This window comes from Kitasatospora sp. NPDC001660 (assembly GCF_053596725.1).
The window spans coordinates 129744-144043 of sequence record NZ_JBSFGU010000012.1 but is presented as its reverse complement, the minus strand read 5'-3'; the positions used below and the strand labels follow the sequence as shown (position 1 = coordinate 144043).

At 71.7% G+C, this 14300-nt stretch carries 13 protein-coding genes and 1 pseudogene; 4 read left to right on the top strand and 10 right to left on the bottom strand.

Features of this window, described 5'->3' with window-relative positions; all coding sequences use genetic code 11:
- Nucleotides 1–490: 490 nt before the first annotated feature.
- The gene (locus tag ACWCXH_RS16070; RefSeq protein ID WP_449802047.1) at nt 491–1531 is read left to right on the top strand and encodes a transporter substrate-binding domain-containing protein; all 1041 of its coding nucleotides are present in this window, start codon (nt 491–493) and stop codon (nt 1529–1531) included.
- Nucleotides 1532–1665: 134 nt separating this feature from the next.
- Here ACWCXH_RS16070 and ACWCXH_RS16065 read toward each other — a convergent pair whose 3' ends face one another.
- Together ACWCXH_RS16065 and ACWCXH_RS16060 are read right to left on the bottom strand one after the other, a co-directional pair.
- The gene (locus ACWCXH_RS16065; RefSeq protein ID WP_449802046.1) at nt 1666–1881 is read right to left on the bottom strand and encodes a polysaccharide lyase; all 216 of its coding nucleotides are present in this window, start codon (nt 1879–1881) and stop codon (nt 1666–1668) included.
- Nucleotides 1882–1891: 10 nt separating this feature from the next.
- A complete protein-coding gene (locus ACWCXH_RS16060; protein WP_449802045.1) occupies nt 1892–2197 on the bottom strand; it encodes a putative quinol monooxygenase in 306 nt (101 codons plus the stop codon).
- Between the two features lie 155 nt (nt 2198–2352).
- On the opposite strand from ACWCXH_RS16060, the gene ACWCXH_RS16055 reads away from it, so the two are divergent.
- Nucleotides 2353–3348 carry a GlxA family transcriptional regulator gene (locus ACWCXH_RS16055; protein ID WP_449802044.1) on the top strand — a complete coding sequence of 332 codons (996 nt, stop codon included), beginning with the start codon at nt 2353–2355 and terminating at the stop codon, nt 3346–3348.
- Between the two features lie 129 nt (nt 3349–3477).
- On the opposite strand, the gene zwf is transcribed toward ACWCXH_RS16055, so the two are convergent.
- The 6 genes and pseudogenes from zwf to ACWCXH_RS16025 all read right to left on the bottom strand — a co-directional run bounded on the left by zwf (nt 3478) and on the right by ACWCXH_RS16025 (nt 9648).
- Complete coding sequence (zwf, locus tag ACWCXH_RS16050) at nt 3478–4920, bottom strand: glucose-6-phosphate dehydrogenase (protein WP_449802043.1); 1443 nt, start codon at nt 4918–4920, stop codon at nt 3478–3480.
- 35 nt (nt 4921–4955) lie between these two features.
- Nucleotides 4956–5762: a Cof-type HAD-IIB family hydrolase gene (locus ACWCXH_RS16045; protein WP_449802042.1), complete on the bottom strand. Its 807-nt coding sequence runs from the start codon at nt 5760–5762 to the stop codon at nt 4956–4958.
- Between the two features lie 54 nt (nt 5763–5816).
- Nucleotides 5817–6081: pseudogene (locus ACWCXH_RS16040) on the bottom strand (cytochrome P450); the annotation flags it as partial.
- 152 nt (nt 6082–6233) lie between these two features.
- Nucleotides 6234–7712 carry an NADH-ubiquinone oxidoreductase-F iron-sulfur binding region domain-containing protein gene (locus tag ACWCXH_RS16035; protein ID WP_449802041.1) on the bottom strand — a complete coding sequence of 493 codons (1479 nt, stop codon included), beginning with the start codon at nt 7710–7712 and terminating at the stop codon, nt 6234–6236.
- On the bottom strand, nt 7709–8542 hold the full coding sequence (locus ACWCXH_RS16030; RefSeq protein WP_449802040.1) for a hypothetical protein: 834 nt from the start codon (nt 8540–8542) through the stop codon (nt 7709–7711). Before ACWCXH_RS16030 ends, ACWCXH_RS16035 begins: the two co-directional genes overlap by 4 nt.
- A 449-nt stretch (nt 8543–8991) precedes the next feature.
- Nucleotides 8992–9648, bottom strand: coding sequence for a hypothetical protein (locus ACWCXH_RS16025; protein ID WP_449802039.1), 657 nt, complete (start codon nt 9646–9648; stop codon nt 8992–8994).
- Between the two features lie 254 nt (nt 9649–9902).
- Here ACWCXH_RS16025 and ACWCXH_RS16020 point away from each other — a divergent pair, with 254 nt between their 5' ends.
- On the top strand, nt 9903–10577 hold the full coding sequence (locus ACWCXH_RS16020; protein WP_449802038.1) for a GAP family protein: 675 nt from the start codon (nt 9903–9905) through the stop codon (nt 10575–10577).
- A 193-nt stretch (nt 10578–10770) separates the two neighbouring features.
- Here the strand turns inward: ACWCXH_RS16020 and ACWCXH_RS16015 are convergent, their stop codons facing one another.
- Complete coding sequence (locus ACWCXH_RS16015) at nt 10771–12321, bottom strand: RICIN domain-containing protein (RefSeq protein WP_449802037.1); 1551 nt, start codon at nt 12319–12321, stop codon at nt 10771–10773.
- Between the two features lie 615 nt (nt 12322–12936).
- On the opposite strand from ACWCXH_RS16015, the gene ACWCXH_RS16010 reads away from it, so the two are divergent.
- Entirely contained in the window at nt 12937–13416 is a 480-nt protein-coding gene (locus tag ACWCXH_RS16010; RefSeq protein ID WP_449802036.1) for a ricin-type beta-trefoil lectin domain protein, read from the top strand.
- Between the two features lie 193 nt (nt 13417–13609).
- Here the strand turns inward: ACWCXH_RS16010 and ACWCXH_RS16005 are convergent, their stop codons facing one another.
- Complete coding sequence (locus ACWCXH_RS16005) at nt 13610–14236, bottom strand: TetR/AcrR family transcriptional regulator (RefSeq protein WP_449802035.1); 627 nt, start codon at nt 14234–14236, stop codon at nt 13610–13612.
- Nucleotides 14237–14300: the final 64 nt, after the last annotated feature.

The window sequence follows — 14300 nt, the reverse complement described above, 5'->3', positions numbered from 1 at the left end:
ACCGACTATCACTCCACGGTGCACCCCGCGGGGTGAGACTGGCGGCGGGGCGACGCTTTCAGCTCCGTGCTGCACCTGACGCCCGATGGGATCTCCGAACTCGGCGAGAACATGCGCCGGCTGCTGGCGCCGTACCAGGCGCGGGAGTAGCTGCCCTCGATGTGGCCGACCCTGCTGTGTGTCCGTCCGGTGATTGACGGTCGGTCAAGCTCGACAAGGCACTTTGCAGGCCACGATGCTTCGCAAAGGCGCGTCCCGCGTCGCGGCAGCGGCGGCTGTCGGCCGTCCTGCCAGGGCTCACCAAACAGCCCGGACCTCTTGCCAATTCCTTCCATGTGTCATCACATATCTTCCACGCGCACTTGACGGGACTGACGCAATGGACACGGAAGCGTTGCAGTCGGCGCCCCGAGGGGTGGCGGCCGGGGTCAGGACGTGCCGGCCGCAGCCGGCGTGCTGATCGGCACGGACGCCGGCTGGCGGAGTACCGATGACCCGCAACGAAACCATCGGAGGACACCTGATGCGGCTTCGCGGAACCACGGCAACACTCGCCATCACCGCCCTGGTGGTCGCGGTCCTCACGACAGACGGACCCGCCCGGCCGGCCGCCACACGGACCGCCACGGCCACCGGCGCGCTGCCCTCACCCTCGCCCGTGCTCGCTGCCGACACCGCTCCCGCCTCGGACCCCTCCTGCAAGGCGAGCAAGTACCCGCCGAAGAAGGATCCCCACGGGCCGACCATCAAGGCGATCCAGGCGCGGGGGACGATCAACATCGGCGTGGACCTGAACGACTACGACTGGGGATTCCTGGGCCCGGACGGCGCCACACCCCGGGGATTCGACATCGACCTCGCGAACGCGATCGTCGCCTCGCTGGGAAACCCGAAGGTCAACTGGATCGCACTCGACGACGCCCAACGCCAACCGCGCCTCAAGGCCACCGGCGACCAGCACGTCGATCTGGTCGTGCACACCATGACGATCACCTGCGAACGGAGTCGGGACGTGGCCATGTCCACCGTCTACTTCGAAGCCGGACAGCGGGTCCTGATACCGGCCGCGCAGGCCGGACAGGGTGAAAGCGGGCCCGACGCGATGAAGGGCAAGCGCGTGTGCGTCGCCGCCGGTTCCACCGCCGAGACCCTGCTGGAACCGGACGCCACGCTGCCGGGGGCCGAACGGAAGTACCAGGTGGCCGAACTGGACAAACAGAACCAGGAGCTGGACTGCCTGGTCCAGCTCGAGCTCGGCAACGACGACGCGATCCTCACCGACGACGCCATCGCCTACGGCCTGGCCGCCCAGGACCTGCAGACCACCGTCGTCGGCGACCAACTCTCCGACGAGCCCTACGGCGTCGCCATCTCACCCGCCGAGCCGGACCTCGCCTCCTGGGTGAACCAGGTCCTGGAGGACTACCGCAGGAGCGGCGCCTGGCAGCAGAGCTACGGCCACTGGATCAAGCCCAACGTTCCCGGCCACCCCGATATGCAGCCACCCCCGGCGCAGTACGCCAACTCCTGACCCCAGCACAAAACATGAGCCTCTTCGAGAAGGTCGAGCGGTAGATCACCACCGGGGGACCACCCCGGCACCGTTGCGTCTGGTGGATCGGCGTCGACTGGGCGCACCTGGCGGTGCCCTTCATGTCCGCACGGTCAGTGCTGGACGGCCGGGGAGAGGGTGAAGTCGGCGAAGTAGGCCTGCTGGGTGCTCGTGGGTCCCCAACTGGTGTCGTGCCCGCCGTAGAAGGTGGAGAAGAGGATGCCTCCGAACCCGGCGACGTTGAGCCGAACGGCCTGGTAGCCGGGCCAGGATATGGGCCCCGGTCGTTCCTCGGGCCGCAGGCGGACCCGCCGGGCGCCCGGCCGCACGGCAACGCCGTCAGGAAGGGCTCTTGACCGCGAGAACGTCGACCAGACGGATGTCGGGGGCGGTGGCGAGCAGTTCCGGGCCGGCTTCGGACAGGGCCGCCGGGATGCGGCCGGTGAGGTGGGCCTGGCGCGCGTCCTCGTCGGCGAAGGCATCGAAGATGCCGAAGGTCGCGCCGTCGACCTGGAACGCGTACCAGACCCGGGTGCCGGGTTCGTCCTCGACGACGGTGCGGCCGGCGTTCAGGAAGGCGGCGAGCTCCGCCTCCTTGCCCGGCTTGGCGGTCAGCAGCGCGAGGACTCCGAGCTTCAGTGTCATGACGGGGTCTCCAGGGTGAGTGGTGGAGCCGCGATGCCGTCGGCGGCTTCGCGGCGGCGGGGCCGGAGAGCGGCATCCCGGCCTGCGAAAGACATTAGGGCCGTGGTCGATCCGCCACGAGCGGCGGAAACGACGTTTCGAGTACCGTTTGCGCCATGCGGATAGTGATGGCGACAGTCGACGGCATCTTCGACACGGGGCTTTCGGCGATCATGGACGTACTCGGCGCGGCGAACTCGCTGAGCATGAGGGACGGTGGCGCACCGCCGTTCTCGGTCACCGTGACCGGCGCGGGACCGCAGGTCCGCACCGGGAACGGGCTGAGCCTGGCGACCGTTCCGGCCGCGGAACTCCCGCACGGGATCGACCTGTTGCTGATGCCGGCGGTGGGCTTCCAGGCCCCCGACCGGGTGGTCGCAGCGGTCCGCGAGCCCGCGAACGCCTGGCTGCTCGACCTCGCCGCGGCCTGCGCCGCCTCCGCAACCCCGCTCGCCGCCGCGTGCAGCGGAGCGTTCTTCCTGGCCGAGTCGGGCACGCTCGAAGGCCGGCGTGCGACGACGAGTTGGTGGCTGGGGCCCGCCTTTCGCGCACGCTACCCGGCTGTGGTGCTGGAGGACTCGCGGACGCTGATCCAGGACGGCCCGGTCACCACCGCGGGCGCGGCCTTCGCCCACATCGACCTCGCGCTGTGGGCGGTGCAGCGGCACAGCCCCGCCCTCGCCGGCCTCGTCGCCCGCTACCTGCTGATCGGCGACCGGCCCTCGCAGGCCGCCTTCGCACTTCCCACCCAGCTGGCCCAGGCGGACCCGCTCATGGCCGCCTTCGAACGATGGGCGCGCGCCCACCTGGCCGACCCGCCCCCGCTGGCCGAAGCCGCCCGCACGCTCGGCGTGAGCCAGCGCACGCTGCAGCGCACCGCGCAGACCGTCCTCGGCAGATCACCCCTGGACTTCGTCCAGGACATCCGACTCGACGAGGCGACCTTCCTCCTGCGCACCACCACGCTCAGCGCCGAGGCCATCGCCGGCCGGGTCGGCTACCGCAACGTCAGCACCCTGCGGGAACTCGTACGGCGCCGACGCGGTGCATCCCTCGAAACGCTGCGCCGCGGGGGTGCCGATGCCCCTGCGCAGAACCCGCCCCCGTCCTAGGCGTCGCGGTCGGCAACCGCGGTGGACGGTGCCTTCGCCTCGATCGCCCAGCCGGTCAGGGTGGTCTTGCCGATGGCGGTGCCGGCCGGGCGAGGAGCCCGGGGACGTCTGACGGCCTCCTCGGGCGCTTCAGTCGGCTCCGTCCGGCGTGTCCACCTGCACACGGTGTCGGCTCACGGCGCGGGAGTGGAGCCAGGGGTCGCGCCACTGCGGGTGGCCGACGAGCAGCTTGTCCGCGCCGGCCGGCCCCCAGGATCCCGACGTGTACGGCTCCACCGGGGGCGGGGCGTCCAGCAGCGGCTGGACGATGCGCCACGTCTCCTCGACGCTGTCCTCCCGGGTGAAGAGGCTGGAGTCCCCTTCCATGGCGTCGCCGAGCAGCCGCTCGTACGGCTCCGGGGCCTCCCCGAGCTCCTCGGAGAAGATCAGCGACAGGTCCACCGTCCGGGTTGCCCGGGCGCCGGGCTGCTTGGCCTGCACGATCAGGTCGATACCCGGGTCGGGGTCGATCCGCAGGACGAGCTCGTTCGGGTCCGGCGCGTACGTCGGCGCGAACGCGAGCCTGGGCGGCGGCTTGAAGACGGCCCGTATCTCGGTGACTCGCTCCGGGAGGGCCTTACCGGCCCGGATGAAGATCGGGACGCCCGACCATCGCCAGTTGTCGATCTCCAAGCGCAGCGCGGCGTAGGTTTCGGTCTGCGAGTCCGGGCTCACCCCCGGTACGGCCAGGTACCCGTCGTACTGGCCGCGGACGTAGTGCCCCGGGTCCGCCGACGGGATGGCCCGGAACACCTCCACCCGCTTGTCGCGCAGGCCGTCGGCGGCGGTGCCCGGCGGCTCGGCGGCGAACAGCCCGACGAGCTGGAGCAGGTGGTTCTGCACGACGTCGCGGAGCGCACCGACCGGGTCGTAGAAGCGGCCCCGGTCCTCCACGCCGAAGTCCTCGGCCATGGTGATCTGCACGCACCGGATCCGGTCGCGGCTCCACAGCGGCTCCCAGATGGAGTTGGCGAACCGGAGGAACAAGATGTCCAGGGACGGTTCCTTCCCGAGGAAGTGGTCGATGCGGAGGATCTGCCGCTCCTGCAGGAGCCCGCGCAGCTGGGCATTCAGTGCCCGGGCCGACGCCAGGTCGTGGCCGAACGGCTTCTCCACGACGACCCGGGCCCGACCGGTGAGGTCGGCACCGGCCAGACCCTCGACCACGCGGCCGAACAGCGACGGCGGGATCTCCAGATAGAAGACCGGAGTCCGCCGGGCCTCGATCGCCCGGGCTACGCGGTCATAGGTCCTCGGGTCCCCGAAATCGCCGGAGATCATCGACAGGCGCTCCGCGAGCCGCTGGAACACGTCCTCGGTGATCGTCTCGCCGGTGCCCTCGATGGCGCGGCGTGCGTGATCCCGCAGGGCCGCGGCGGACCACTCGTCGCGGGCCACGCCGACGATCGGGCACTGGAGCAACCGGCGGCGCTCCAGGCGGTACAGGGACCGGAAGGTCATCTTCCTGGCCAGGTCTCCGGTGATGCCGAAGATCACCAGGACATCAGCGGCGGTGCTCACCGGTGCGGTCATGGCACTCCTTGTCGTCGGCCTTGGCAGCGTCGGGGTCAAGGCAGGATGAACCGCTCCACCGCGTTGGCGAAGCCCTCGTCCTCATTGGTCGTGGTGACACGGCGGGCGGCCCGCTGGACCTCATGGCTCGCGTTGCCCATGGCGATACTGAGTCCCGAGTGGGCGAACATGAGCACGTCGTTGGGCATGTCGCCGATCGTGGCGATCTCGTCGGCAGGGATCCGGTAGGCCCTGGACAGGTGGCGGACCACGAAGCCCTTGTTGGCATGGGGGTGGGTGATGTCGGCGTAGTAGGGCTGAGATCTGGCCGCCGACACGTGGTCGCCGAACCGCTCGCGGGCCGCTGCCACCGCGCTCTGGACCGCGTCGTGGTCATCGCTCACCCCGACGACTTTGGCCACGCCGTCCGAGACCGGGGCGAAGCTGTCGACGGGCGTCGGGTCGAACCGGACCGTCCAGGACTCGCGGGCCACGTGTGGTCCCTGGGCGTCCAGGACCAGCCAGTCCGCGCCCCGGTAGATCCATACGCCCATCCCGTGGGCGGTGAGCAGCTCGATCACCGCCGGCGTCACGTCGTCGGGTATGACTTGCTGCTCTATCACCGACATGTCGGGGCGGGCGAGCAGCCCACCGTTGAACGCCGCGATCGGCGTGCTGAGTTCGAGCGGCTCGATGAGCATGGACATGCCGCGCGGCGGGCGGCCGCTGGTGACGGCGAAGAGTATCCCGGCCTGCCGCAGGTTCTCGACCGCGGCGACGGCCCGCTCGGTGAGGACCTTGTCCTGGGTGACGAGCGTGCCGTCGACGTCGGCGAGAAGCAAGCGGATCGGTGGGGGAGCCATGCTGCCTCCAGGTTCGCCCGGGGCCGGTGTCGGCCGATCCTCCTTCAGCGGTGCTCAAGCCGTCAGGCCCTCGATGGCCACGGGAAGGTGGCGCGGGCCGCGCAGTACGGCGTTGGTGCGGTAGGGCGGCGGATCCCGAGCAGCCGGGAGAACCTGACCCGGCGGAACAGTTCGGGCAGGGCGAGCTGTGCTTCGATGCGGGCGAGCGGGGCGCCGAAGCAGTAGTGGATGCCGGTGTAGAAACCCAGGTGCTCGTTGTCCTTGCGGTCGGGATCGAACGGTCGGGGTCCTTGAAGCGCTCGGGGTCGCGGTTGGCCGCGCCGCTCCCCGCAGGGGCCGCGGGCGCCGAGCCCCGCAGCCGTCTGCGCTCGGCCCGTTTGGGCGGTGGGCATGCCTCACATTCAGGATCAACCTGCCGCAGAGGTCCCGCAAGTCGCCTGCGGAGGAAGGGACTTGCGACGTGGCCGGGTGTCAGCCGCGGTGGCGGATCCGTAGGGCGAGTGCGGGGCACTGGTTCACCGCTCGGCGGGCCCCGTGCTCCTGCCAGGGGGCGACGGGCATGCTGGTCGACGCGGGGTAGCCGTGCGGGCCGAGACGGACCAGGTCCGGGGCGAGCACGGCACACAGTCCGTGACCCGTGCATCGGGACCAGTCCACCTCCAGCGTGGCCTCGTTGCCGGGCGGGATCGGCAGCACCCCGTGCACCGGGCGTCCGCAGCCGGCCCCGGAGACGTGCACGTCGACGTCCGCGGCGAACACGTCGAGTGCGGACAGCACGAACCGGGCCGTACCGTCCGGGTGGGAACAGGCGCCACCGCCCTGAGCCGTGGTGACGGCGAGGCGTGCCTTCTCCAGGGCGCCGGAGCCGCCGCCACCGGCCGCCAGGGCCGCGAGGGCTTCGGCCGCGGTCGGCAGCCCGCGCTTGCACGGACCGCACTGCCCGGCCGACTCCGCCGCCAGCCAGGCCGAGACCCGGGCGATCTCGCCGAGCGGGCAGACCTCGGCGGGGAGCGCGGCTATCGCACCCGCGCCGAGCGTCCCGCCGAGAGCCGCGAGCCCGGCGCGCGACAGCGGTGCGTCCACGGCTCTTCCTGGGTGCAGCCAGGCGCCGTGGTAGCCGCCCACCAGCACTCCGTCGCCCGGTGCGACACCGCAGGCTTCCAGCACCGTTCCCAGTCGGGTCCCGAGCGGGACCTCGACCACCAGCTGATCGGCTCCCGTCCGGTTGACCGTCAGCAGGGCGGTCCCCGGCTCGGTGGTGGCGACCGAGGCGTGGGCAGCCGGGCCGATGCGGGCCGCGACGGCGAGCTGCGCCCAGGTCTCGGCGTTGGCCAGCAGCGTCGGGCGCCGGCGCACGCCCCCCGCTCCGCCGTCGGCCGCCCGTGACTTCACGGGCGGTGGCAGGGCCGGCCGGCCGTTGATGCCCCGGACCAGGGCGCCGGACTCCCCGGAGACGAAGCGTTCGGGCAGGCACACGATCCGGGCCGGGCACGGGAGGTCGGTGCGCTCCGCGAGGGCGGCGGGGATCGATACCTCCCCGGGGCCGGCCGCGGCGACGCCGATCACGAGTTCCTCGGCCCCGAACGCGGCCGCGGCCAGGCAGGCGCCGTCCAGGACGAGGTGCGGCGCGCGGGCGAGCAGCATCCGGTCCTTGGCGCTGGGCGGCTCGCCCTCGGTTCCGTTCACCACGACGACCGGCCGGGTGCGGGTGCGGTCGGCGGTGGCCAGTGTGGCCCGCGCCTTGCGGGCGAACGGGAAGCCGGCGCCGCCGCGGCCGTGCAGCTCGGTCCGGTCGGCCACGGTCAGCAGGGCGTCCCGGTCGAGGCGGGGAAGCGGGCCGTGGACGCTGGTGTGTGCGGTCAGGTCCAGCCGCGGGTGGCGGTCGAGGCCGGCGGTCAGGCGTGCCGGACCCAGCTGCCGCACCTGGGGCAGCTCCAGCGTGAGGCTCACCGGACACCCCCCGACTTGGCCAGGCCCCGCACCGCGGACCCGGGCGGCCCGGCCGCTCGGAGCGCCCGCGCGGGCCGGAGGACCGGCTTCGCGGCCGGCGCCGGGGTGGACAGGTGGGCGAGAGCGGCAGCGGGCTGGGTGGCGGGTCGGTACGCCTTCAGGCCGCGTCGGTGCCGCGCGTCGGTCTTGCGACGGCCGGCGAAGGCGAGGGCGCGGACCAGCAGCGCGAGCGCCACCACGGCCGCACACAGCCCGTAACTCCACACCACCCAGGTGTGCGCCTGTCGGCCCGCCGCCAGCCCGTGCGCGATGGCGACCGGCCAGCACGCGTACGCCGTCGTGTGCAGGACGCGCCACAGCCAGGGGCGGCGACCGCCCGCGAACCGGCCGCGGACCGCGCCGGTCGCGGCGATCAGCACGAGCAGGTCGGCGGCGACGGTGCCCAGGCCGACCGCGAAGGTGGCGCCGCCGCTGAAGGGGAGCACCGCGGTCTGGGGCGCGGCGTGGCGCTCCAGGACCTTGACCGCGATGTGCGTGCCCAGGAAGCCCAGTGCCGTGATGGCGGTCGCCCGGTGCACCGACTGGACGGCGACGCGCAGCCGGGGGGTGAGCACCAGCCGGTCGGTGGCGACGAGACCGCCCACCACGGCGCCGGTCAGCGCGAGGAGGGTGAAGACCCCGGTGAAGTAGTCCAGGAAGTCCGCCACCCGGCCGGTCGCCGCGGCCACCGCACCGCCCACCGCCGGGGTGTGACCGCCGGCCTCCAGCACGACAGTGCCGGCCACGGCCGCGGCGGAGCACAGCAGCACGGCCGCCGTGGCGGGGAGCACGCGCCGCCGACCGCGACGGGGCGGTGGGCGGCGGTGGCTGGATCGTGGGCCAAGGGCTGTCATGTGTACCTCTGAACGTCGGCCCCCCCGAGTTCTGCCGGTTGCACCGAGTGCTGAATTCGGCCGGTCGTACTGTGGGTATCCGGCATTGTTAGCGAGCGATCGAACTCCTGGCAACCCCCTCCCGCTACGACGCACGGTAGTGACGGACACCCCCGCCGGGCGGCCTCATGCCCCTCAGGGCCGGGGGAACACTTCTACGATCAGCCGTAGGGGAGACCCGGGGCGTCGTGACCAGGCTCATGCCGGACCGGAGCCGGTGGCCGCTCGATCCGACGCCTCCCGCGCCTGCGCCCTCCGAGATGCGACTCTCGTCGCCGGCCGCACGGCACCCTCGAAAGGGTGTCCTTGCCGGCCTCGCCTTCGACGGGGATGGGCTTGGGCGGGGGCTACCCGGCCTCGCGCGGGGTGGTGAGCATGTGGCAGCTGACCACCAGGACCCAGAAGGGGAAGACGAGTTCGGACCAGCGCACGTTGGCGACGACGAAGAGGAGGACGAGGCCGACCGCGTTGCCGAGCCAGATGAGCCAGCGGGGGAACAGTCGCAGGAGTCGGCCGATCGTCGTGGTCGAGAGGGTGAACACGCCGGCCATGCGCATGCAGTAGCTCGAGAGCAGGGTGTAGGTGAAGTGGTGGCCGTACTGCCACAGTTGCGGCTGCGGTGCGCCGTGTTGCGCCTCGGTGACGTCGAGCATGCTGCCGGCCGCCGTGGCCAGAGCGAACAGGGTCGCGACGAACAGCACGCCGCTGCCGAGGAACACGGTGGCGACGAATTTGTCCTCGGCCGTGCCGACGTAGGCCCGTAGCGCGCCCATGAACCACAGGAAGGCGATGCCGGTGAACGGCAGCAGGGCCAGTGCCCACCGAAGGGCCTCCCGGCCGGAGGAGCCGGCGTGCCACTGCTGTGTGGTGGGCGGGAGCGCGGGGAACACGACGCGGACGAGGACGATGGCGGTCGCCAGCAGGACGGCGACGACGATGCCGACCGCGCCCGCTGCTCTTGGCGTCCTCAGCTGTTGTACCGGGCGTGCGGTAGTCGCTGCCATGTCTTGCCTCCGGACCCCACCGTAGGCACGTCCGGGCCGGCGCGCGCGCCCAGGACGAAGCAGCCCTCCTTCCTGCTGTTCTCGGCACGCCGCCACTCACCCGTTCGACGCGGACACCGCGCTCCGGGGCCGATGCCCCCTGACGATGGACGACAGGGACGCACCCGGCGCGCACCTCGCGCGGCGCAGCACCCGACGGGCCTGGCAGCCGGCTCCCTGACACGGCACGATCGGCTACCCGCGTGGAGGTCGCATTGGGACACGCAGTCGGCGATGTGCTGGGCCTGGCAGCCGGTGTCGCGGTCAGCCCGCTGCCCATCGTGGCGATCATCCTCATCCTGGCCACGCCGCGCGGACGCCTCAACGGCCCGCTCTTCGCCGTCGGCTGGGGCCTGGGGCTCGCCCTGCTGGGCGCGGTCATGCTCGCGGTCGGCGGCACGAGCGGCGGCGACACCCACAAGCACCCTGCCACCTGGGTGGGAGCCCTGAAACTCGCCCTCGGTCTGCTGCTGGCCCTGTTCGGCGCCCGCCAGTGGCGCAGGCGTCCCACCGACCCGTCCCAGGCGCAGCTGCCCACGTGGATGGCCGCGATCGACCGCTTCACCCCGCCCAAGATCCTGGGACTGGGACTCGCGCTGTCGGCGGCCAACCTCAAGAACGCCCCGTTGACCATCGCCGCCGGCGCATCGATCAGCTCAGCCGGCATTCCCGTGGGGCAGCAGATCGCGACGCTCGCCGTCTTCGTCACCATCGCCTCACTGGGAGTGCTCGCGCCGCTGGCGGTGTACCTGGTCATGGGTGAGCGGGCGAAGAGCGTCCTCGCCTCCTGGCGGGACTGGGCCGCCCAGCACAACGTCGCCGTGATGGCCGTCCTGTTCTTCGTCCTCGGTCTGAAGCTGCTCGGCGACGGCATCAGCATCGTCACCTGACAGTGAGGGCGTCCTCGCCGGGCTCAAACGGGTCGGGGCGGGGCATGCTCGTCCCGGAAGTCCGTGCCGAGGCGCCGCTTCTGCCGGCACTGCTCGGCTGTCGGTGATCCGTCCTGTGACCATGCGAGCTCTCCGTACGGACCTCATCGACAGGGGCCCGTACGGAGTGCTCGCCGGGACACCTGCCGGACGGTCAGCCGAGGGTGGCCCAGTCCTGGGTGTTGGCGGTGCCGGCCTGGTTGACGGTGACGGCGGCGCCGGTGACGGCGGCGGCGCTGTCGAGGACGTAGCCGGTGGCCGGGTTGGTGATCGTCAGGGCGCCGCTGCCGTTCTGGGTGACCTGCCACTTCTGGTACGCGCTGGCGGAGTCGAAGGACTTCAGGGTGGCCTGGGCACCGGCGGTGGTGGGGGCGGTGAGGGTGAGGGGGGTCGGGCAGCTGTCGTAGATCCGCGCGGTGCCGTCGGAGTTCGGGTCGAGCTTCCACTTCTCGGAGGCGTGGGTGGAGTCGTAGGTGTTGAGGTCGGCGACGACGTCGGTGGCGTCGGCGCACTGGCCGGCGTGCTCCAGGGCGAGGCCGCCGCCGTTGGTGAGGCCGTGGTACTGGTGGTCGCCGACGATGGTGGGGCCGTAGTCGATGGTGTGGGCGGCCAGGTGGGTGAGCGCGCTTCCGGTGGTGGCGAGGTTGCCGGCCGGGCGGTCGGTCTTGAAGTAGTCCGCGAAGGTGGACGGGGTGTTCGCGGTCAGCAGGGCGATGGTGCCGTTCCAGCCGCCGTCGACGTCGTTCCACAGGTCGAGCAGCGAGCCGTCCACGTTGCCCTGGACCTGGTCACCGGTGTTCCAGCCGGTGGTGTAGGTGAAGGGGTAACTTCTGCCGTCGGGCCACACGTAGCGGTAGTCGCCGAGGAGGTAGGCGGCCGTGGAGTCGGCGAAGCCCTCGGTCCAGGCGCAGGTGCCGGAGCTGACCAGGTTGACGTAGTGCGGGCTGCAGTTGGTGACGGCCGGGAACGAGCCGTTGTACAGGCGGTGCATGAGGAAGTGGCCGGACTCGTGGAGCACGGTGTGCTCGGAGTCCGGGTCGGCGGCGGAGAGGTGGACGGTGTCGGCCAGGTCGTAGTACGGGCCGTCGGCCGAGCCGGCGGTCCACCGGACGGTGAGTTCGGTGCAGGCGTTGTTCGCCTCGCGGGAGGACCAGCAGGTGCCGGTGGGGTTGTTGCGGCGCTGGTACAGGAGGTTGACGGTGTCGAAGGCGTGCCAGGCCCGGGCGGCGCCGGCGGCGGGCTTGAGCGTGCCCAGGGAGGTGCTGGCGGCGATGCCGGTCCGGACCGGCGAGTCCAGCGTGTACGGGGTGCCGGTGGTGTCGGCGACCTTCCAGAGCTGGGAGCTCTCGGTGTGGAACCGCACCCACAGATTGCTCATCGGGGTGGTGGATTCGGGGGTGTAGCAGAGGTTGAAGCTGCCGTCGTCGGTGGTGGTGTACTGGTGGTCCGCGGTGAGCCGGCGCGGGGTGTCGGTGGACTTCTCGGCACCCCACAGCTGGACGTTGGCGTTGCGGGCCGGCTTGGTCTTCGTGGGCTTCGCGGTGCCGGCTTCGGCCGACCGGTAGTCGTACTGGAGCGTGCCGCTCAGGCAGATGGGGGTCGTCGCCGCCGCCGGCGTCGCCGTCAGTGGGACGGCGGCCGTTGCGGCGAGGAGAGCCGCGCCCAGGGCGGCGAAGCCGCGGGAGGGACGGATTCCGATGGCCACGGGGATTCCTCTCGTGGGAACACGCCTGCGGTGGATGACTGCTGGGGTGCGCTGGTCTTCGGGGCGGCCGTCGTTGCGAGGGAGGTGTGCGGGCGTGGTCGAGCTCCAGTGGGCTCGTGGGTGCCGTACGCGTCCGACGGTCCCGGCCGCTTCGCCCGGTCGTGAAGCGCCGCCCGTAGCGCCGCGTCGGACCGGCCGGACCGGAACCGGCGTACCGATCGCGTCCCCAACCGGCCGGGTCCGCAGCACGGTTCGCCGACGACCAAGTCCGAAGCCAGGATCGAGGTCGCACACTCTCGGCGGTAAGAGCGCTCGGGAGCGCGGGCGTAAGCCGGTGGTCCGACGGAGTCACTTTGGTTGCGAACTCTTTGTCGCGCGCCCGGATGTTCGTCTCCGCGCCTTCGCGGCCGGGCGTGACGCGTCTGTCGGGGTCGCACGCCGCTCGATACTCGTCGGACCGCCCGTGACTGCCCGTTCGGGTGAATGCATTGCACGGCTCTATTGGCTCGCCGGCGATCGGTGCTACCAATTGCCATGCACTCGGGCCCGAGTTGAGAAAGCACCTCATGGCCGTGCACGAACCGCACGTCCTGCAGCGAGAACGGAAAATGCCTCATGGCAATCGCATTCCGCAAGACGCTCGCCGTCGCCACGCTGGCGCTGACGGCCTCCATCTTGCCCGCCGGCCAGGCGGGGGCCGCCGGCACCGCCCAGCCGGCCCCGCGTACCCCCGGCCTCTACTGCCTCGCCAACACCTGGCAGACCCCGAACGTCTCCACGAAGCTGTGCAACTCCAGCGACCTCGGCCAGCACTGGACCGTCTCGGGCGAGCAGATCTCCCTCTCCGGCGCGCAGGGCTACTGCCTCGCCAACACCTGGGGCACCCCGGGCGTCTCGGTGAAGCTGTGCAACCCCAATGACCAGGGCCAGTACTGGACCGTCTCGGGCGAACAGATCACCCTCACCTTCGCCCCGGCCTACTGCCTCGCCAACACCTGGCAGACCCCGAACGTCTCCACGAAGCCGTGCGACCTCGCCGACCCCGGGCAGCGCTGGGTGATCTTCAAGGACCAGATCAGCCTCGCGCTCGCCTGACACCCCGCTGCCGTGCCCGGGGCAGGTCGAAGCGGCCCCGGGCACGGCCATGCCCCTTCGCGAGTGTGAGCCTGCGCCTGCGTCGGCCCGGCCGGGCCCGGCCGCAGGCTCGTCAACTCCTGGCAGGTCAGCGCCTGGTGGGCCGCCGGGACGGCCGTGCCGGTCCCGGCGGACGCGTGTGTCGGTGCGGTCGTCAGGAGGCGGCAGGATCGGCGTGGAGGCGGTGCAGCGTGTCCTGGAAGCCTTGGATCAGCGCGGCCAGGCCGATCTCGAAGGTGAGGTCGCGGTGATGGGGCGGTGGGTTGAGGAGGGGGTCGAGTCCGGGAGGCAACTCCTCGACGGGCTCCAGCAGGTCGCGCGGTGTGTTCACGATGAGCAAGGTGCCGACGATGAGGCTCTGGATCGAGTGCACGATCGGGAGCAGGTGGTCCTCGGGCCACCCCGCCTCGCGCAGCATGGTGAAGGTGTCGGCGTAGCCCTTCAGGGCCGAGGGGGACTGGGCCGGCCTGGCCCGGAAGAGCGTGACCGCGTTCGGGTGGGCGGCGAGGGCGGCGCGGTAGCGACGGGCCCAGGTGTCCAGCGCGGTGGCCCAGGGGCGGACAGTCATGTCGAGGTCCATCTCGGCGACGACGAGTTCGCAGATCCCGTCGATGATCTCGTCGCGTCCGGAGATGTGGTTGTACAGCGACGGCCCCTTGACGCCGAGTCGGGCGGCCACGCGGGTGGTGGACAGCGCGTCAGGGCCCTCCTCGTCGACCAGGTCGAGCGCGGCCTGCATGATCCGCTCCTTGGTCACCAGCGGTCGCGATGGTCTGCCCATCTGCTGTTCCCTCACTCTGTCTGTGCCGGTCCGGCCCTCCCCCGGTTTGAGCGCGCTTTTCGAC

Excerpts from the sequence above, each read along its gene's own strand:
- ACWCXH_RS16070 (WP_449802047.1), top strand. The coding sequence starts at position 491 with ATGACCCGCAACGAAACCATCGGAGGACACCTGATGCGGCTTCGCGGA.
- zwf (WP_449802043.1), bottom strand. The coding sequence starts at position 4,920 with ATGACCGCACCGGTGAGCACCGCCGCTGATGTCCTGGTGATCTTCGGC.
- ACWCXH_RS16060 (WP_449802045.1), bottom strand. The coding sequence starts at position 2,197 with ATGACACTGAAGCTCGGAGTCCTCGCGCTGCTGACCGCCAAGCCGGGC.
- ACWCXH_RS16045 (WP_449802042.1), bottom strand. The coding sequence starts at position 5,762 with ATGGCTCCCCCACCGATCCGCTTGCTTCTCGCCGACGTCGACGGCACG.
- ACWCXH_RS16010 (WP_449802036.1), top strand. The coding sequence starts at position 12,937 with ATGGCAATCGCATTCCGCAAGACGCTCGCCGTCGCCACGCTGGCGCTG.
- ACWCXH_RS16005 (WP_449802035.1), bottom strand. The coding sequence starts at position 14,236 with ATGGGCAGACCATCGCGACCGCTGGTGACCAAGGAGCGGATCATGCAG.
- ACWCXH_RS16055 (WP_449802044.1), top strand. The coding sequence starts at position 2,353 with ATGCGGATAGTGATGGCGACAGTCGACGGCATCTTCGACACGGGGCTT.
- ACWCXH_RS16025 (WP_449802039.1), bottom strand. The coding sequence starts at position 9,648 with ATGGCAGCGACTACCGCACGCCCGGTACAACAGCTGAGGACGCCAAGA.